The sequence below is a fragment of the Collimonas rhizosphaerae genome, assembly GCF_038896935.1.
Classification (GTDB): Bacteria; Pseudomonadota; Gammaproteobacteria; order Burkholderiales; family Burkholderiaceae_D; genus Collimonas; species Collimonas rhizosphaerae.
The window spans coordinates 213,085-231,050 of record NZ_JBANDC010000008.1 but is presented as its reverse complement, the minus strand read 5'-3'; the positions used below and the strand labels follow the sequence as shown (position 1 = coordinate 231,050).

The following is a 17,966-nucleotide window of genomic DNA, read 5'->3' as shown; positions in this document are numbered from 1 at the left end:
TCTGTTTTGTCGATAACGCCCTGCTTCGCGCCTACCCTATGACCCTGGAAAACCTGCTGGTATTCGCCACCATCGCCGACTGCGGCAGCCTGTCCGCGGCCGCGCGCCGCCTGGGCAAGGCGCAGTCGACGGTCAGCACCGCGCTGTCCAATCTCGAAGTGGACACGGGTACGCGCCTGTTCGAGCGCGACCTGCATCACCTGGCCCTGACCGCGGACGGCGCGGTGCTGCTGGGTTTCGCCCGCTCGACACTGACCGCGGCCGGCAACCTGGAACGCAAGGCGCACAGCCTGAGCGCAGGCCATGGCCATCGCCTGCGTCTGGGCATCGACCAGGCTTTGCCGCTGGCCCGCAGCCATGCCTTGTGCGCGGAGCTGGAACGGCGTTTCCCGCAGCTGCAGCTGGAATTGTTCCGCCCCACCAGCATCGACGCCACCGACCTGATGCGGCGCGGCTTGCTGGATATTGCCATTGCAGTCACGGTCGATCCCATGCCCAGCGACTTCAACGCCTGCTCGCTGGGCCAGCTGCAATTCGTGCCGGTGGCGGCAGCCGGCCATGCGCTGAGCCGCCTGCCGCAAGTGCATAACGGCGACCTGGCGCAGCACCGGCAATTGCTGGCTTCCAGCCGCGACGGCGGCGACGCATCCATCTTCGGCCGCTACAGCGAAATCATGTGGCGCATCGAAAGCCCGGAATTGCTGCTGGACCTGCTCAGGCGCGGCATGGGCTGGGCCTTCCTGCCGCAGCACGCAATGCAGGAAAACGGCGTGCGCGAGGGCTTGAAAATCCTGGCGCATGAATACCAGGAGCCGGCTTTCCTGAAAAGCGTCGACCTGATCTGGAGCAAGCAGGAGCAGCAAAGCGAAGCTGCGCGCTGGCTTAGCAGCGATCTCGAATGGGCTCGCTCAGCGATACCCGCCGGCTAGATTCATGAACATGAAGTAAGTGCCTGCACTCAGCCATAGATAGCTGTTATCTGTATCTTTGCTTGAATTCGCGTGGGCTGACACCCTTGGCCGCGCGGAACTGGCGGTTGAAATGGGCCAGGTTGCGGTAGCCCGCTTCCTGCGCAATCACCCCTATCGCCTTGTCGGTCTGGATCAGTTGCTGGCAGGCGCTGCCTATCCGCAGCTGGGCCAGGTAAGCGGTTACCGTCAGCTGCGTGTGGCGCTTGAAGAAGCGGTGGAAAGCCCCTACCGACAGCGCCGCGCGCTCGGCCAGCAGCTCTACCGGCAGCGCCGCCTGGAAATGGGCGTGCATATAGTCCAGCACCCGTCCCATGCGCTGGCGCTGCGTATCCACCGCGATCGCGGCGGAAGCCACCGAAGCCAGCGGCTGCGCCAGTTCGTCTTGCGCCAGCAGCAGCAACAACTCCAGCAAGATGGGCAAGCGCTGCGCCGGCGCCAGTTTTTCCATGCGCAGCATGAGCGGCCTGGCGCGGGCCGCGGTGGCGGCGGAAAACTGCAATCCCCTGTCGGCCCGCTTGCCCAGCTGCAGCAGGCCGGCCAGTTCTGGCAAGCTGGTTTGCAGCTGGACCAGCCAGTCGCGCGAAAACCAGACCACCACCGCCAGCATCTGCTGCGCCGGCGCGATCCGCTCGCTGGCCGACCAGGTGTGCGGCAGGTTCGGCCCCAGCAATATCAGGTCGCCATCGCCGAAATCGGCCAGATGGTCGCCTACGTAACGCTGGCCGCGCGCGTTCAAGGTCAGGGTCAGCTCGAACTCTGGATGGTAATGCCAGAGAAACGGCAACTCGGGCAATTCGCGCCACAACAGCTGCCAGGAATGGCCGGGAGACAGGGTAAGGTGCTCATATTGCGGTCGCATTCTGACCTTCCGATGGATAATTACATCAGGATAGTATCAATAAGCGGCAGTTGCGGCGAAATCGGCTGGCGTCCGACGGCAGAGAATCGAGCTGCAATCAAACCAGGCCCAGCCGACAACACCAACCCGGAGACCTTCATGAACCAGCCTTACGCTGCCGCCAAGCAACCTCTCAGCAATCCATCCGTGCTCTACCCCGACCAGGAGCAGCTGCGCGACATACGGAAAACCCTGCCGCTGCGGGTATTGTCGGCCGCCGATTTCCAGCACTGGCAAACCTATGGCTACGTCATCGTCAAGCAGGCTGTCAGCGCCGAACAGGTACAGCGCACGGTCGATTTTTTGTGGGAGTTCCAGGAGCTGGACCGCAACGCGCCCGACACCTGGAACCGCGCGCAACTGCGCGACCATGAAATGAAAGAGCTGAACGGCTCCGGCATGGTCGAGGCTTATCACCACCAGGCGTTCTGGGACAACCGCCAGACGCCGCGCATGGTCGACGCCTTCGTCGACATCTGGGACCGCGAAGACCTGTGGGTAACCATAGACCGCGCCAACCTGAACACGCCGAACCAGGGCGCGCGGCGTTTCGGCGGCTTCATCCACTGGGATGCCGACACCTCGCTGGAGCCGCTGCCGGTGAATGTGCAGGGCGTGCTGGCGTTATCGGATACGACGCCGGAAAGCGGCGGTTTTCAATGTATTCCTGAGCTGTTCAAACATTTCGCCGAGTGGCGCAAGACTGCGCCCAAGGATCGCAACCCGTGGCGCCCGGATGTGGAATCGCTGCCTTGGCAAGTGCGGTTCGTACCGATGCAGGCGGGCGACCTGCTGATTTTCAACAGCCTGCTGGCGCACGGCATCCGCCCCAACACCTCGGCCGACCAGGTGCGGCTGGCGCAGTACATCGCGTTTACGCCAGCGCGCGAGGAAGAAGCAGAATTGAGAAATTGGCGGGTAGCAAGCTGGACGCAGCGGACGCCGCCGGACAGCTACGCCTTTCCCGGCGACCCGCGCGAATGGGAGAAGACCCGCTATCCCTTGGCGCAGCTGAGCGAGCTGGGCGAGAAGATCCTGGGCAAGAAACCCTGGTAAGAACAGGGCCGGCGCTTATTCGCTAGGGGTCATCGCCAGGCCGTTGTTGCGCTCGATCGAAGCCGACCACAAGGTCAAACCCAGCGCCGCGACCACTACCACCACGCCGACGTAAGGCAAGGTGGTCAGCTGGAAGCCGGCGCTGATCGCCATGCCGCCGAACCAGGCGCCGCTCGCATTGCCGAGGTTGAAAGCGCCCTGGTTCAGGGTCGAAGCCAGGTTAGGCGCGGCGCTGGCGCGTTCCACCACCAGCATCTGCAGCGGCGGCACGATCGCAAACGCCAGCACGCCCCAGATGAAGATCGTGATCACCGCCGGCAGCGGCGTGCGCATGGTCAGGGTGAATACCGTCAAGACGATCGCCAGCGCCACCAGGAACCAGATCAGCGACTGCATCAGGCGCCAGTCGGCCAGCTTGCCGCCAAGCGCGCTGCCGACTGTCAGGCCGAGGCCGAACACCAGCAGCACCAGCGTCACGGCATGCGGCGTCAGCCCGGTGACGTCTTCCAGGATCGGCGTGATGTAGGTGAATACCGAAAACAGGCTGGCCGACGCCAGTGCGCTGATCGCCAGCACCATCAGTACCTGCTTGTCCTTGAGCACCGCGAATTCCTGCAGCAGGCTGGTCTTTTGCATCTCGATTTTCTTCGGCAGCCACAGCGCCAGCGCAATCGCCGCCAGCACCCCGATCACGGTCACCGCCCAGAACGTCGAGCGCCAGCCCAGCTGTTGCCCGAGGGCGGTGCCGAACGGCACGCCCAGCACATTGGCCAGGGTCAGGCCGGCAAACATCAGGGCGATCGCCTGCGCGCGCCGGTTCGGCGCCACCAGTCCGGCCGCCACCACCGAGCCGATGCCGAAAAATGCGCCGTGGCAAAACGCTGTCACCACGCGCGCCAGCATCAGCACCACATAATTCGGCGACAAGGCGCACAGCACATTGCCGATGATGAACAGGCCGATCAGGCTCAGCAGCGCCGTCCGGCGCGGCATGTTGGCGGTGGCGATGGCCACGATCGGCGCCCCTATCGTCACGCCCAGCGCATAACCGGTCACCAGCATGCCCGCCGCCGGGATCGTCACCCCCAGGTCGCGTGCGACATCGGGCAGCAAGCCCATGATGACGAACTCCGTCGTACCGATGCCGAAAGCGGCAACAGCAAGGGCAAACAGGGGCAAAGACAGCATGATGATCGTCCGGAAATGGAACCGCCGAACAGCAGGAAAGCGCGGCGGTCAAAGGCGCGCACCGGGGCCATGGTGCGAAGCAACATTATATCAACGGCGATTTATTTGTGTTAGCGCTACCAGATTCCGGCCTCAAAATGCGGCTGCCGGTTGGGAAAGTGTTGGATTTTTGCGAAACGCCGTGCCTGGGAGGCACGGCTTGCTGGGCGCAAATGCATGCAAGGCGACGCGCGGGTAACGTCAGATCCCGCCCATGCACAGGTACTTGATCACCTGGTAATCTTCGATCCCGTATTTCGACCCCTCACGCCCCAGGCCCGATTGCTTGACGCCGCCGAACGGCGCCACTTCATTCGAGATCAGGCCGGTATTGATGCCGACCATGCCGCTTTCCAGGCCCTCGGCGACGCGCCAGATGCGGCCGATATCGCGCGAATAGAAATAGCTGGCAAGGCCGAATTCGGTGTCGTTGGCCAGCGCCAGCACTTCGTCGTCAGTCTTGAAGCGGAACAGCGGCGCCATCGGACCGAAAGTCTCTTCGCGCGCCACCATCATGTCGGAAGTCACATCGGCCAGCACGGTCGGTTCGAAGAAACTCTGGCCGAGTGCATGGCGCTTGCCGCCGGCCAGGATGCGCGCGCCTTTCGCCACCGCATCAGCGATATGCTGCTCGACCTTGGCGACCGCCTTCTGGTCGATCAGGGGACCTTGCGTGACGCCCTCTTGCTGGCCGTTGCCGACCTTCAGCTTAGCCACCGCGGCCACCAGTTTTTCAGCGAATGCATCGTAGATGCCATCCTGCACATACAAGCGGTTGGCGCAGACGCAGGTCTGGCCGGCGTTACGGTATTTGGAGGCCATTGCGCCTTCGACGGCGGCATCCAGGTCGGCGTCGTCGAACACGATGAACGGCGCATTGCCGCCCAGCTCCAGCGACAGTTTCTTGATAGTGGCCGCGCATTGTTCCATCAGCAAACGGCCGACGCCGGTAGAACCGGTAAAGGTGAGCTTGCGCACCACCGGGTTGCTGGTCATTTCGGCGCCGATTTCACGGGCAGAGCCGGTCACCACGCTGAACACGCCGGCCGGGATGCCTGCGCGCTCGGCCAGCACCGCCAGCGCCAGCGCCGAGAACGGCGTCGATTCGGCCGGCTTGAGCACCATGGTGCAGCCGGCGGCCAGCGCCGGACCGGCTTTGCGGGTGATCATCGCGGCCGGGAAATTCCATGGCGTGATCGCCGCGCAAACGCCGATCGGCTCTTTCACCACCACGATCCGCGAACTCGGCGACGGCGATGGAATGGTGTCGCCGCCGGCGCGCTTGCCCTCTTCCGCGAACCATTCGATGAACGATGCGGCGTAGGCGATTTCCCCTTTGGCTTCAGCCAGCGGCTTGCCTTGCTCGACCGTCATGATCAGCGCCAGGTCGTCCAGATTGGCCAGCATCAGGTCGTTCCATTTGCGCAGCACGATGCTGCGTTCCTTGGCGGTCTTGCGCCGCCACTGGCGCCAGGCTTCGTTGGCTGCGGCGATCGCGCGCCTGGTTTCGGCGGCGCCCATCAGCGGCACGCTGCCGATGGTTTCGCCGGTGGCCGGATTGGTCACGGGATGCATGGCGCCGCTGTCGGCGCCGCACCACTCGCCGTTGACATAGGCTTGCTGGCGGAACAATGAGGGATCTTTTAATTGCATCATGGGGTGACTCCTATGAACATTGAAGACACGCATACCAGGTTGCGATATGCGTGCTGAGAAGCAGTGCTCTGCAAGCGGCTAGAATTTGGCGAGCGCCTTGTTGCGTCCGCGTATCCATTCCAGCACCAGCAGCAGGCAGGTGGAAAACACGATCAGGATGGTGGCCAGCGCAGCGATGGTCGGGCTGATGTTTTCCTTGATGCCGGTAAACATCTGGCGTGGCAAGGTGGCTTGGCCGGGGCCGGCTACAAACAAGGTTACCACTACATCGTCGAACGAGGTGGCGAAGGCGAACAAGGCGCCGGAAATCAGGCCCGGCGCAATCACCGGCAAGGTAATCCGGAAAAAAGTGGAGAGCGGATTGGCGCCCAGGCTGAGGCTGGCGCGCACCAGGTTCTGGTTGAAACCTTGCAGCGTCGCCAGCACCGTGGTCACCACGAAAGGCGCGCCGAGCGCCGCATGCGCCAGGATCAGGCCGGTATAACTGTCGGACAAGCCGATCTGCGCAAAGAACAGATACACGCCGACGCCCACCACCACCACCGGCACCACCATCGGCGAGATCAGCACCGCCATCAGCAAACCCTTGCCGTGGAAATCCGCCTTGTTCAGGCCGACCGCCGCCAGGGTGCCGAGTATGGTTGCCAGCACGGTCGCCAACGGCGCCACGATGAAGCTGTTTTTCGCGGCGCTGACCCATTCTTCCGAATGCACCAGGTTCTGGTACCAGCGCATCGAAAAACCGTGGATCGGATACACCAGGAAAGTGCTGTCGCTGAACGACAGCGGAATGATCACCAGGATCGGCAGCAGCAGGAACAGCAGCACCAGCAGGTTGAAGCCGCGCGAAAAGAAAAACCAGGCGCGTTCGGCCAGCGAGACGTAAGGAGGAAATTGTGGAAGCAGTTTCATTTTCTTATCCCATCGCCACGTCGTTTTTGGTGAAGCGGCGGTACACGCCGTACAGCACCAGCGTCGCGGCAAACAGCAACGCGCCCAGCGCACACGCCATGCCCCAGTTGATGGTGACATTGGTGAAATAAGCGATGTAATAGCTCACCATCTGCTCATTCGGCCCGCCCAGCAGCGCCGGCGTAATGTAGTAGCCGACCGACAGGATGAACACCAGCAAGGCGCCGGCGCCGATGCCAGGATAGGTTTGCGGCACATACACGCGCCAGAACGCGGCGAACGGATGGCTGCCGAGCGACACCGCGGCGCGCAGGTAGGTTGGCGGTATGGCCTTCATCACGCTATACAGCGGCAGGATCATGAACGGCAGCAGGATGTGGGTCATGGCGATATACACGCCTATGCGGTTGAACAGCAGTTCCAGCGGCGCCTGCGTCAGGCCGGTCGCCATCAGCGACTTGTTGACCAGGCCTTCCGACTGCAGCAATACGATCCAGGCCGCGACCCGCACCAGGATCGAGGTCCAGAACGGAATCAGCACCAGGATCATGAACAGGTTGGCGCGCCGTTCCGACATGGCCGACAGCCAGTACGCCAGCGGATAACCGAGCACCAGGCAAGCCAGCGTGGCGACCAGTCCCATCCAGAACGTGCGGCCGAAAATCTTCTGGTATACCGATGCGCTTGGATCGGCTTTTTCGATATGGCCGAACGCGTCCTGCTTCAGGTCCAGCGCCGCCAGCAGGTAGTACGGCGAATATGGCGCGCCGTTCTTGGCGATCGCCTGCCAGTACGGCAGCTGGCTCCATTGCTCATCGATGTCGATCAGCGCCTGCTTGATTTGCGCAGGCGGCAACGGTTTGCCGTCGGCATCCAGCAAAGGCAAGGCGCGCGCGGTTTTCATGATGATGGAACGGGCGCCCGAGATTTCCGAATTGAGGCGGCGCGCCAGCGAGCCGGCCGAACTGTCTTCCCTGGCGCGCAGCAGGTCGCTGGCGAGGCCGGCGTAGGCGGCGTCCGGCGGCGCGCTCTTGCGGTCCCAGTTGCTCAGCGCGGCCACGGTATGCGGCAGCGTGGCGGCGACTTCCGGATTTTCCACAGCGCGCTTGAGCAGCATCGCGATCGGCACCAGGAAAGTCAGCAGCAGGAAAATCGCCAGCGGCGCGATCAGCGCCAGTGCAGCGGCGCGCTTGCGGAACTGGGCCTGGCGCAACTCACGCCTGAGCTGGGAATTCTGCGGTGATGCGGGCGGCGTCATGACAGGACTGACGCCGGCAGATGCAATAGAAGTCATGGTGTTCCGGGTGCGCTAGATGATGAATTGCAAAGAACCGCCGCAAGCCGTGGACAACACAGCTTGCGGCCATGCCAGTCTGCTTACTTGGCGGCCCAGGCCGTGAAACGCTGCTCCAGTTCTTCACCATGGTCGGTCCAGAACGACAGGCTCAGTTGCAAGGCGTCCTTGGCATTGGTCGGCGAGGTCGGCAGGTTAGCCAGCGTTTTCGGATCGAGCAGCTTGAGCGCCTGGTTGTTCACCGGACCGTAGGAGATATTGCTGGCGTAAGCCTTTTGCGAATCCGGCTTGCTGGCGAAGGCAATGAATTTCTCGGCGTCGGCCTTGTTCGGCGTGCCCTTTGGAATCACCCAGAAATCAAGCGTGTAGATGCTGCCGATCCAGCTCACCTTCAGATTCTTGCCTTCCCGTTGCGCGGCGTCGATACGGCCGTTGAATGCGGTCGACATCACGACATCGCCCGCCACCAGGAATTGCGGCGGCTGGGCGCCGGCTTCCCACCACTGGATATTCGGCTTGAGCTCATCCAGCTTCTTGAAGGCGCGGTCGACGCCGGCTTTGGTGCCGAGCAGCTTGTAGACGTCTTTCGGCGCCACGCCATCGGCCATCAGCGCAAATTCCAGCGTGTACTCGGCGCCCTTCTTCATGGCGCGCTTGCCGGGGAATTTCTTGGTGTCCCAGAAATCGGCCCAGGTTTTCGGCGCGGTCTTGAGCTTGTCGGCATCGTAGGCCAGCACGGTCGACCAGACGAAAGCGCCGACGCCGCATTCATGGATGGCGGCAGGGCTGAAATCGGCCTTGTTGCCGATCTTGCTGAAGTCGATCTTTTCCAGCAAGCCTTCTTCGCAGGCGCGGCCGATATCGCCGGCATCCACTTCCACTACATCCCAGCTGACCTTCTTGGCTTCGACCATGGCTTTGACCTTGGCCAGCTCGCCGTTGAATTCGACGACCGTGATCTTGTCGCCGCTAGCCTTGGCGTAGGGATCGATGTAGGCCACTTTTTGCGCCGCGCCGTTGGCGCCGCCGAAATTGACCACCGTCAGGGCTGCCGCCTGCGCCATGCCTACTGCAGCCAACGCCAGTACAACGCTGCTAAAAACAGGTTTGAATATCGACTTCATCACGTCTCCTCGGGATTTAAAAAAAAGCAAATGCGAACAAGTGCGGAAAATTTTCAAATGAAAATGCGCAGGTGCTTGGGATCTATGTCCAATGCAACCTCTGTACCTTCGTACAACCCGGCCAGCGCCGGATCGTTCAGGGAAAGCTTGACGAAACAGTCGTCCTGCTGCGGGATTGCGCAGCGCACCCGCACGTGATCGCCGAAATAGATCAGACTGCTGACGCTGACGCGCAAAGCCTGTTCCGGCGCATCGGCCAGCGGCAGCAGGTGGATCCGTTCCGGCCGGATGCAGGCGACCACCTGCCGGCCGACGCCGGCGTCGTTGGCGTTGAGCCCGCTCAGCAAACCGCCATGCGGCAAACGCACCGTGCCGTTGGCGCCTTCGCTGGCCGCCAGCACGCCGTTGAAACGGTTGTTGTCGCCGATGAAACCGGCCACGAACTGGTTTTCGGGATATTCGTAGAGACGGTCGACCACCGCCAGCTGCTGGATGATGCCCTGGTCGAACACGGCGACGCGGTCTGACATGGTCAGCGCTTCGCTCTGGTCATGGGTGACGTAGACAAAGGTCACGCCGAGCCGCTTGTGCAGGGCTTTCAGTTCGAGCTGCATATGTTCGCGCAGCTGCTTGTCGAGCGCGCCCAGCGGCTCGTCCATCAGCACCAGCTTGGGATCGAACACCAGCGCCCGCGCCAGCGCGATGCGCTGCTGCTGGCCGCCGGACAGCTGGGCCGGATAACGGTCGCCGAACTTGCCCATCTGCACCATGTCCAGCGCTTTCTTGACCTTGCCGGCCCGTTCGCTGCCGCTGATGTTGCGCACCCGCAGCGGATAGGCGACGTTTTGCGCCACGGTCATGTGCGGGAACAGCGCATAGTTCTGGAACACCATGCCGATGTTGCGTTTATGCGGCGGCACCTTGTTGAGCAGCTGGCCGTCCAGGCGGATTTCGCCGCCGGTGGGGAATTCGAAGCCGGCCAGCATCATCAGGCAGGTGGTCTTGCCGGAACCGGACGGCCCGAGCAAGGTCAGGAACTCGCCGCGCTGGATATCCAGGTTGAGGTCCTTGACCACCAGGTTCTCGCCGTCGTAGGTTTTCTTGACGCCGGAAAACTGCACCAGGATATCCGGCGCGCCTGGCTTATCGGCAACTTCCTTGGACACCAAGGGCAAGTGGGTGGCGATATTTTCTTGCTTCAACTCATTCTCCCGACAAGTTTCAACCTAGAATTAAACGAAAGATAAACAGCGCTCATAGGGCTTTTCAGGCCCAAATGAGCGGTCAACTGCCGAATCTAGGTTTTAGCGGCTGCAACAGTGCGCATCGATGCGCTCAGGATGGCCAGCGCCTCATCCATCAAGTTATCCTCTATGGTCAGCGGAAACAAGAAGCGGATCGCATTACTGTAGACCCCGCAGCTCAACAACAGCAAGCCGTTTTTGAGCGCCTCGGCCTGGACCTTCTTGGTGAACTCGGCATCCGGCAGGCGCGTGCCGGGCTGCAGGAATTCCACCGCCACCATCGCCCCCAGGCCGCGGATGTCGGCAATCTGCGGGATCTCGGCACGCAAGCCTTCCAGTACCTGTTTCAGCTTGGCGCCCAGCAAGTTGGCGCGCTCCACCAGTTTTTCTTCTTCGATCACATCCAGCACGGCCAGCGCGGAAGCCACTGCCAGCGGATTGCCGGCGTAAGTGCCGCCCAGGCCGCCAGGCGCCGCCGCATCCATGATCTCGGCGCGGCCGCACACAGCCGACAGCGGCATGCCGCCGGCCAGGCTCTTGGCCATCGTCATCAGGTCCGGGATCACGCCGGAATGCTCTACCGCGAACAGCTTGCCGGTGCGGGCAAAACCGGTCTGCACTTCGTCCACCACCAGCAGGATGCCATGCTCGTCGCACAAGGCGCGCAGCGCCTGCATCAAGGCCGGCGGCGCAGCGTAGAAACCACCCTCGCCCTGCACCGGCTCCAGGATGATGGCGGCGACCCGCTTGGGATCGACGTCGGCCTTGAACAGCGCCTGCAGTGCGGCCAGCGAACTCTCGACGCTGACGCCATGCAATTCCATCGGGAACGGCACATGGTAGACCTCGGCCGGGAACGGGCCGAAACCGACCTTGTACGGCACCACTTTGCCGGTCAGCGCCATGCCCATCATGGTGCGGCCGTGGAACGCGCCGGAAAACGCAATCACGGCGCTGCGGCCGGTGGCGGCGCGGGCGATCTTGACGGCGTTCTCTACTGCTTCGGCGCCGGTCGAGAAGAAGGTGGTTTTTTTGGCATGGCCGCCAGGCGTGATGGCGTTGATGCGCTCGGCTAGTTCGACATAGCTGGCATAAGGCACGATCTGGTAGGCGGTATGGGTGAACTTGCCGAGCTGTTCCTGGATCGCCGCGACCAGTTTCGGATGGCGATGGCCGGTGTTGAGGACGGCGATGCCGGCCGCGAAATCGATGAAGCGGCGGTTTTCCACATCCCAGATTTCGGCATTCAAGGCATGCGAGGCGTAGAAATCGCACATGACGCCGACGCCGCGCGGCGTGGCGGCATTTTTCCGTTGATGCAGTGCAGCGTTGGTGGTTGCCGCTGCCGCGGCTGCGTGGTATCCGTCGTTTTTCATCTTGGCTCCTAGAATCGATATGCGTTTTTTGTACAAGCTTTGATGCATACTAAGGCCGAGCTGGATCTATAATATAGTGCCACTTTCAGTTTTCTAATGGAGCCACTTTGCGCATCGCCTCGCTCACCGATTTTTTGCTGATGCGCATGGAACGCGGCGTCGACGGCGCCAAGGCGGCCAAAGGGACAGGCGCGCCGCTCAACCGGCAGATCTACCAGGCCATCCGCGAAGCCATCCTGTCGCAGCTGCTGCCATCCGGCTGGCAACTGCCGTCTTCGCGCGACCTGGCGCGCGAACTGGCCATATCGCGCAATACCGTGACCTATGCCTACGAACAGCTGATCGCCGAGGGTTACCTGGAAACCCGCGCCGGCGCCGGCACCTTCATCGCCGACACCACGCCCGACCAGATTCCCGAAGTCCGCCTGAACACCCCGCCGCTGACCGACCCCAGCGGCCAGTCGGAACTGTCGGCCCATGGCGCGGCGCTGATCCGGCAAGCCGGCGTCAGCGATTTGCAGTGGGGCGCGTTCATGCCGGGCGTGCCGGACGTCACCCTGTTCCCGAACAAGATCTGGAGCCGCCTGCAAAACAAGCACTGGCGCCGTTCGCGCGCCGAGCTGCTGACCTACGGCGACGCCGGCGGCTACCTGCCGCTGCGCGAAGCGGTTGCCGAATACCTGCGCATCGCGCGTTCGGTCAACTGCAACGCCAGCCAGGTGATCATCACCACCGGCATCCACCAGTCGCTGGACATCGTGGTCAAGCTGCTGGGCGAGCATGGCGACAGCGCCTGGGTCGAAGATCCTTGCTACTGGGGCACACGCAGCGTGCTCAACTCGCTTGGCATCAAGCCGGTGGCGATCCCGGTCGACGCCGAAGGCATGCGCATGCGCCTGGCCAACCTGCGCCAGCCGCCGCGTTTCATCTGCGCCACGCCGTCGCACCAGTATCCGCTGGGCATGGTGATGAGCTTGTCGCGGCGGCGCATGCTGCTGGAATATGCAGCGACCCGCAAGGTCTGGATCATCGAAGACGACTACGACAGCGAATTCCGCTACGGCAGCCGGCCGCTGGCGTCCTTGCAGGGCATGGATACCGACGACCGCGTGCTGTACATGGGCACCTTCAGCAAGACCATGTTTCCCAGCCTGCGCATCGGTTTCATGGTGGTGCCGGAATCGCTGGCGCCGGCGTTTGCGACCGGCGTCTCCGAGCTGTATCGCGGCAGCCAGGTTTTCATGCAGGCGATCATGGCCGATTTCATGACCGAAGGCCATTTTGCCTCGCACATCCGGCGCATGCGGGTCTTGTATGCGGAGCGCCTGCACCTGCTGCAGGCTGCGATCGAACGGCATTTCGGCGACCGCATCACGCTCACCGGCGGCGAAGCCGGCCTGCACCTGGCGCTGGGCTTGCCGCCGCAATGCGACGACCTGGCCATCAGCCGCGCCGCGCGCGCCGAGGGAATCGTGGCGCGGCCGCTATCGCGCTATTTCATGAACGCCGGCGCCAGGCACCAGGGTTTGCTGCTGGGTTATGCCTGCGTGCCGAATGAACAGATCGCACCGGCTTTCGACAAGCTGGCGGCGATCATAAAAACCCACTGGAAATGATTTTTAACCAAGGAGATTGCATGAAGACGTTGATTTTCTCGCTGGTGCTGGCGCTAGCCGCAACAGCCACCTCGGCCTCCGCCCAGACCGCGCCGTCGCGGCTCGACGAAGTCGTCAAATCCGGCAGCCTGCGGGTGTGCATGACCGGCGACTACAAGCCGTTCACGTTTTTCAAGAGCGACAACAGTTTCGAAGGCATCGATGTCGACCTGGCGCGCTCGCTGGCCAAGGCGCTCGGGGTCGAAGCGCGCTTCGTCAAGACCAGCTGGACCAACCTGACCAGCGACTTCCTGGAGAAATGCGATATCGCCATGGGCGGCGTATCGGTGACGCTTGAGCGGCAAAAGAAAGTCTCGTTTTCGGCCCCGCACATGGTGGATGGCAAAGCGGCGATCGCGCGTTGCGCCGACGCCGCAAAATTCCAGTCGCTGGCGGCGATCGACCAGCCGGCCACGCGCGCCATCGTCAACCCGGGCGGCACCAATGAACGATTCGCCCGCGCCAACTACAAGCAGGCGCAGCTGATCCTGCACCCGGACAATGTCACCATCTTCGACCAGATCGTGCAGGGCAAGGCCGACGTGATGGTGACCGACGCCAGCGAAACCCTGTGGCAGGCCAAGCTGCATCCGCAGCTATGCGCGATCCGTCCGGACCAGCCGCTGCAATTCTCGGAAAAGGCGTTCATGCTGCCGCGCGGCGATGTGCCGTTCAAGGAATTCGTCGACACCTGGATGCACCAGCTGAAAGCAACCGGCGACTACGACCGGGTGCTCAACCAGTGGCTCAAGTAAGCCGTACAGGAAGTCGCCGGCTCAGCCCTGCTTGCTGGCCGCCTGCTGCGCGGCCAGCTTGCTCTTCTTGATCGATTTCAAATGGGCCGCGACAGCGGTCGCCAGCTGGCGCGCCCACAGGGAGACGCCGCTGGCGGACGGATGATAGCCGTCGGACGCCATCAGGGCGTGGTCGTTGATGTCGATCAGGATAGGCACCCGCGTTACCCGCAGCTGGCCGAGGTCTGCCGGCAGCTCGGCAATCAGCTGTTCCACCGTTTCATCCAGCGCCTTGGCTTTCAAGCCAAGCACATAGCGCAGGGGTTCCGGCAGCGCCGGGAAGGCGTGGATGGGCGGAATCCCGGAAATCACGATCAGGCGCGGGTCCAGGTGCGCCTGCAGGTCGCGCATCAGCTGCAGCAGCTCGGCCCGGTAGCGGTTGCAGGAGCGGAATGCGGTGGTGTCGTTGACGCCGAACGCAATCAGCACGATATCCACCTTTTGCGAGGCCACCTGGGGCAGCATGGTCTTGACGGCGTCGCTCAGGGTGGCGCCGTTTTCGCCGACCGCCTGCCAGGTCACGGTACGCTGCAAGCGCATCGCCAGCGCAGCGGCAAACTGACCGGTGATCGCTTCGTAATGGGTGGCGACGCCGACTCCAGCCACCGGCGACTCGCCGATCGTCAGCAAAGCCAGCGGCCGTTGCGGCGGCTCCGTGCTGCCGGCGATCTGGGCCTGGCCGATGGTCGGTCCCATCGCTTCCGGCAGGCGTGGCGTAATGCGGCGCGTGCGACGGCCTTGTATGAGCAGCCATGGCAAGAGCGGTAATGCGATCAGTTCCGGCAACCAGCGGCGCACGTCATGTCTCCTTCATTTTTGCTAACGTCACGGATCAAACTGTTTATATGATTTTTTCTTAACAGCAAACAATTATAGTGGTTGCCGCCGTTAAATTCATTCTATCTTCAAGCCTTTTAATTCAGGTTTGGCGGGCGGCGGCTTCAGTTTCAGGTCAGTCAGGGTTTCCAGCAGGATGCTGGCGATCGCCAGGTTGCGGTGCGTCTTGGAATTGGCCGGGATCACATACCAGGGCGCGTGGTCGGCATCGGTGGCATCGATCGCCTTGCCAAACAATACCTGGTATTTGTCCCAGCTTTTGCGCTCTTCCAAGTCTTGCATGTCGAATTTCCAGTGCTTGGCCGGATCGTCGATGCGTTCCTGCAAGCGGTTGCGCTGCTCGTCTTTGGAAATGTGCAACAGGCACTTGATGATGGTGGTGCCGGTTTCCGCCAGCATTCTCTCGAAATCGCGGATCTGGGCATAGCGGCGTTCGCATTCGTCCTCGTCGATCCAGTCGTGCACGCGGGTGATCAGCACGTCTTCATAGTGGCTGCGGTTGAAGACCACGATCTCGCCCTGCTGCGGCACCTGCTGGTGCACCCGCCACAGATAGTCGTGGGCGCGCTCGATGGTGCTGGGGGCCTTGAAGTTGGCAATCTGGATGCCTTGCGGATTGATCAGGTTGAACACCCCTTTTACGGTGCCGTCCTTGCCGCTGGTGTCGGTACCCTGCAGCACCACCAGCACCTTGTGCTCCTGCGCGGCGTACAGCATTTCCTGCAGCACGGCGATTTCCACCGCCAGCGCCGCTACCTGCTCCCGGTCCTTGAGCTTGTCGCCGCTGGAGAGCGGTTTCTGTTCGGCGTCGGCATCCTTGATATTGGTCTGCTTGCCGGCACGGAATTGCTTGCATGCTTTCATTGTTCTCTCCGATATCCCTTGCCGGGACGATATGGCGGTTGCTGCTTACAGGATGCCGTGCAGGTTTCCCAGCGCATGTTCGATCTTGATGCAGCTATCCATTTCCACCTGCATGCCGTTGGCGCGCGCCTTGGCGGCTGCCGCTTCGTTGACGATGCCGAGCTGCATCCAGACACAGCGGGCGTCGATCATGATCGCTTCGCCGACGATAGGCGGAATATCTTCCGCCTTGCGGAAACAGTCGACGATGTCGATCTTCAGCTGGTCTGCGGCCAGTGCTTTCGCCGCGTCGTACAGGTTTGCGTAGCAAGGCTCGCCGAGGATGTGAGCGCCAGCATGCGTGGGATTGACCGGGATGATCCGGTAACCGCGCTCCTGCATGTAGCGGGCTACGCCATAGCTTGGCCGGTCCGGTTTGGAAGAAAGGCCGACGATGGCGATGATCGGGTTGGCAGGATTGGACACAGGAGCGGATGTGGTTGGCATGGGTTCGGATATCTACTTGTCGACGTAAGGGAAATCCTCGTGAGCTTGAGAATCTTTCTGTGATATTACCGCGAGAACCCGCTGTTCTGCCAGCGAGCGCAAGGCGGGCTGCGCGCCCGCCCTGCCCCAGGCTTACTTGGAGAAATAGCTGGCGTAGATCTTGTCGTAGCTGCCGTTGCCGTGCAGGGCTTTCAGCGCGCTGTTGATCTTGGCCATCAGCGCGGTATCGGCCGGCCTTACCGCGATGCCATAGTATTCTTTTTCAAACTTGTCGCTTTCGATCAGCTTGAAGCCCTTGTCCTTGTTGAATTTCAGGTGATTCTCTACCGCGCCGTTGTCGCCCACCGCGGCGTCGACCCCGCCGTTATCCACTTCGTTCAGCAGCAGCGGCAGGCTTTCGAAGCGCACCAGGGCGTTGTTGTTCTTGCCTAGCATTTTCTGCATGATGGTGTCGGCGCTGGTGCCGGCGGTGACGCCGACCCGGTTCGCCTGCTTCAGGTCGTCCGGGCTGCTGATCTGTTTGCCGGGCGCCACCAGGATCACCTGCTTGGCCTCGAAATACGGATCGGAAAACAGTATGCTTTGCTTGCGCTCATCGGTAATCGTGACGCCGGAAGCGATGATGTCGATGTCGGCGTTGGCCAGGGTGGAGAAAATTCCTTCCCACGGCGTATTCACCCAGACGATCTTGATGCCCGCCTGGTCCGCTACCGCCTGCATGATGTCGGCGTCGAAGCCGACGATCTTGCCGCTGGTATCTATGGAGCCGAACGGGGCGAACGCGGCGTTCATGCCGACCCGGTAAACCTTAGGAGTGGGAGCCGTGTCGGCTGGCCTCTCGCAGGCGCACAGGCCGATTGCCAGCAGAGCGGCGGTCAGAAAATGCAGCAGCCGGATTTTCATTTGTCGTCTCCATTTATGCGCGCAACGGGGACCTGCGCTTTTCATCCATCTTAGTGGAAGATCAGCGGCGGCGTCATTAAAAACGCGATGACAAATGATAAAGACTGTTGCTGCAGGCAACAAAAAAGCAGCCGAAGCTGCTTTTTCTGGTTGCCATCCGAATTAACGGCGTTTTACCGGATCAACGTCCTTTTTGACGCAATTTCGCAATCGCTGCCAGTTGCGCAATCGCTGCCGACAACTCGGACTGTGCTTTTGCGTAATCGATCAGGGATTCTTTATTGGTCAACGCTTCTTCGGCACGGCGCTTGGCTTCGCTAGCCTTCGCTTCGTCCAGGTCGGCGCCGCGGATGGCCGTGTCAGCCAGAACGGTAACGTGATTCGGCTGCACTTCCAGCAAACCGCCGGCAACGAACACGAACTCGTCCTGCGCCTGGCCTGCCACCTTGATCCGTACCGCGCCCGGCTTGATGCGCGTGATCAGCGGGGTGTGACGAGGATAAATCCCCAGCTCGCCCGACTCGCCCGGCAACGCGACGAATTCGGCTTCGCCGGAGAAGATCATCTCTTCCGCGGAAACAACGTCTACGTGAATAGTGTTTGCCATCTTAAACCCTTTGTTGTCCATGAAGTCACTAACGGAAAGCGCCGGAGCCGCTCAGCTGCGGC

17 protein-coding genes are annotated in these 17,966 nt (G+C 62.0%); 4 read left to right on the top strand and 13 right to left on the bottom strand.

All coding sequences use genetic code 11. From position 1 onward, the window contains the following. Nucleotides 1-38 precede the first annotated feature (38 nt). Complete coding sequence (locus V8G57_RS13675) at nucleotides 39-929, top strand: LysR family transcriptional regulator (protein WP_342829860.1); 891 nt, start codon at nucleotides 39-41, stop codon at nucleotides 927-929. Between the two features lie 46 nt (nucleotides 930-975). On the opposite strand, the gene V8G57_RS13670 is transcribed toward V8G57_RS13675, so the two are convergent. Beyond that, nucleotides 976-1,830, bottom strand: coding sequence for a helix-turn-helix domain-containing protein (locus V8G57_RS13670; protein WP_092396106.1), 855 nt, complete (start codon nucleotides 1,828-1,830; stop codon nucleotides 976-978). A gap of 138 nt (nucleotides 1,831-1,968) precedes the next feature. Between V8G57_RS13670 and V8G57_RS13665 the strand changes: the two genes are divergently transcribed. Next, the gene (locus V8G57_RS13665; RefSeq protein ID WP_342829859.1) at nucleotides 1,969-2,925 is read left to right on the top strand and encodes a phytanoyl-CoA dioxygenase family protein; all 957 of its coding nucleotides are present in this window, start codon (nucleotides 1,969-1,971) and stop codon (nucleotides 2,923-2,925) included. 15 nt (nucleotides 2,926-2,940) lie between these two features. Here V8G57_RS13665 and V8G57_RS13660 read toward each other — a convergent pair whose 3' ends face one another. The 7 genes from V8G57_RS13660 to gabT form a co-directional block, all read right to left on the bottom strand. Next, nucleotides 2,941-4,110 carry an MFS transporter gene (locus V8G57_RS13660; RefSeq protein ID WP_092396110.1) on the bottom strand — a complete coding sequence of 390 codons (1,170 nt, stop codon included), beginning with the start codon at nucleotides 4,108-4,110 and terminating at the stop codon, nucleotides 2,941-2,943. Between the two features lie 243 nt (nucleotides 4,111-4,353). Further along, the gene (gene gabD / locus V8G57_RS13655) at nucleotides 4,354-5,808 is read right to left on the bottom strand and encodes an NADP-dependent succinate-semialdehyde dehydrogenase (RefSeq protein ID WP_342829857.1); all 1,455 of its coding nucleotides are present in this window, start codon (nucleotides 5,806-5,808) and stop codon (nucleotides 4,354-4,356) included. A 78-nt stretch (nucleotides 5,809-5,886) separates the two neighbouring features. After that, nucleotides 5,887-6,720 carry an ABC transporter permease gene (locus V8G57_RS13650; protein ID WP_092395785.1) on the bottom strand — a complete coding sequence of 278 codons (834 nt, stop codon included), beginning with the start codon at nucleotides 6,718-6,720 and terminating at the stop codon, nucleotides 5,887-5,889. Nucleotides 6,721-6,724: 4 nt separating this feature from the next. Next, nucleotides 6,725-8,014: an ABC transporter permease gene (locus V8G57_RS13645; protein WP_342829854.1), complete on the bottom strand. Its 1,290-nt coding sequence runs from the start codon at nucleotides 8,012-8,014 to the stop codon at nucleotides 6,725-6,727. An 83-nt stretch (nucleotides 8,015-8,097) separates the two neighbouring features. Further along, the gene (locus V8G57_RS13640) at nucleotides 8,098-9,138 is read right to left on the bottom strand and encodes an ABC transporter substrate-binding protein (RefSeq protein ID WP_092395787.1); all 1,041 of its coding nucleotides are present in this window, start codon (nucleotides 9,136-9,138) and stop codon (nucleotides 8,098-8,100) included. A 53-nt stretch (nucleotides 9,139-9,191) separates the two neighbouring features. Continuing rightward, complete coding sequence (locus V8G57_RS13635; RefSeq protein ID WP_371326569.1) at nucleotides 9,192-10,325, bottom strand: ABC transporter ATP-binding protein; 1,134 nt, start codon at nucleotides 10,323-10,325, stop codon at nucleotides 9,192-9,194. Nucleotides 10,326-10,435: 110 nt separating this feature from the next. Then, the gene (gabT, locus tag V8G57_RS13630) at nucleotides 10,436-11,758 is read right to left on the bottom strand and encodes a 4-aminobutyrate--2-oxoglutarate transaminase (protein ID WP_342829853.1); all 1,323 of its coding nucleotides are present in this window, start codon (nucleotides 11,756-11,758) and stop codon (nucleotides 10,436-10,438) included. Between the two features lie 107 nt (nucleotides 11,759-11,865). Here gabT and pdxR point away from each other — a divergent pair, with 107 nt between their 5' ends. Beyond that, nucleotides 11,866-13,374, top strand: a complete 1,509-nt coding sequence (pdxR, locus tag V8G57_RS13625; protein ID WP_342829852.1) for a MocR-like pyridoxine biosynthesis transcription factor PdxR — start codon at nucleotides 11,866-11,868, stop codon at nucleotides 13,372-13,374. Between the two features lie 20 nt (nucleotides 13,375-13,394). Then, the gene (locus tag V8G57_RS13620) at nucleotides 13,395-14,168 is read left to right on the top strand and encodes a transporter substrate-binding domain-containing protein (protein WP_342829851.1); all 774 of its coding nucleotides are present in this window, start codon (nucleotides 13,395-13,397) and stop codon (nucleotides 14,166-14,168) included. A gap of 21 nt (nucleotides 14,169-14,189) precedes the next feature. Here V8G57_RS13620 and V8G57_RS13615 read toward each other — a convergent pair whose 3' ends face one another. The 5 genes from V8G57_RS13615 to V8G57_RS13595 all read right to left on the bottom strand — a co-directional run bounded on the left by V8G57_RS13615 (nucleotide 14,190) and on the right by V8G57_RS13595 (nucleotide 17,904). Next, nucleotides 14,190-15,005: an SGNH/GDSL hydrolase family protein gene (locus V8G57_RS13615; RefSeq protein WP_254785007.1), complete on the bottom strand. Its 816-nt coding sequence runs from the start codon at nucleotides 15,003-15,005 to the stop codon at nucleotides 14,190-14,192. 96 nt (nucleotides 15,006-15,101) lie between these two features. Beyond that, nucleotides 15,102-15,908, bottom strand: a complete 807-nt coding sequence (locus V8G57_RS13610) for a PPK2 family polyphosphate kinase (RefSeq protein WP_342829850.1) — start codon at nucleotides 15,906-15,908, stop codon at nucleotides 15,102-15,104. A 45-nt stretch (nucleotides 15,909-15,953) separates the two neighbouring features. After that, a complete protein-coding gene (locus V8G57_RS13605; protein ID WP_144742529.1) occupies nucleotides 15,954-16,394 on the bottom strand; it encodes a CoA-binding protein in 441 nt (146 codons plus the stop codon). A 132-nt stretch (nucleotides 16,395-16,526) separates the two neighbouring features. Next, entirely contained in the window at nucleotides 16,527-17,297 is a 771-nt protein-coding gene (locus tag V8G57_RS13600) for a basic amino acid ABC transporter substrate-binding protein (RefSeq protein WP_342829847.1), read from the bottom strand. Between the two features lie 181 nt (nucleotides 17,298-17,478). Continuing rightward, nucleotides 17,479-17,904 (bottom strand): F0F1 ATP synthase subunit epsilon, encoded by a 426-nt coding sequence (locus tag V8G57_RS13595; RefSeq protein ID WP_041743818.1) that lies wholly within the window; start codon nucleotides 17,902-17,904, stop codon nucleotides 17,479-17,481. Nucleotides 17,905-17,966: the final 62 nt, after the last annotated feature.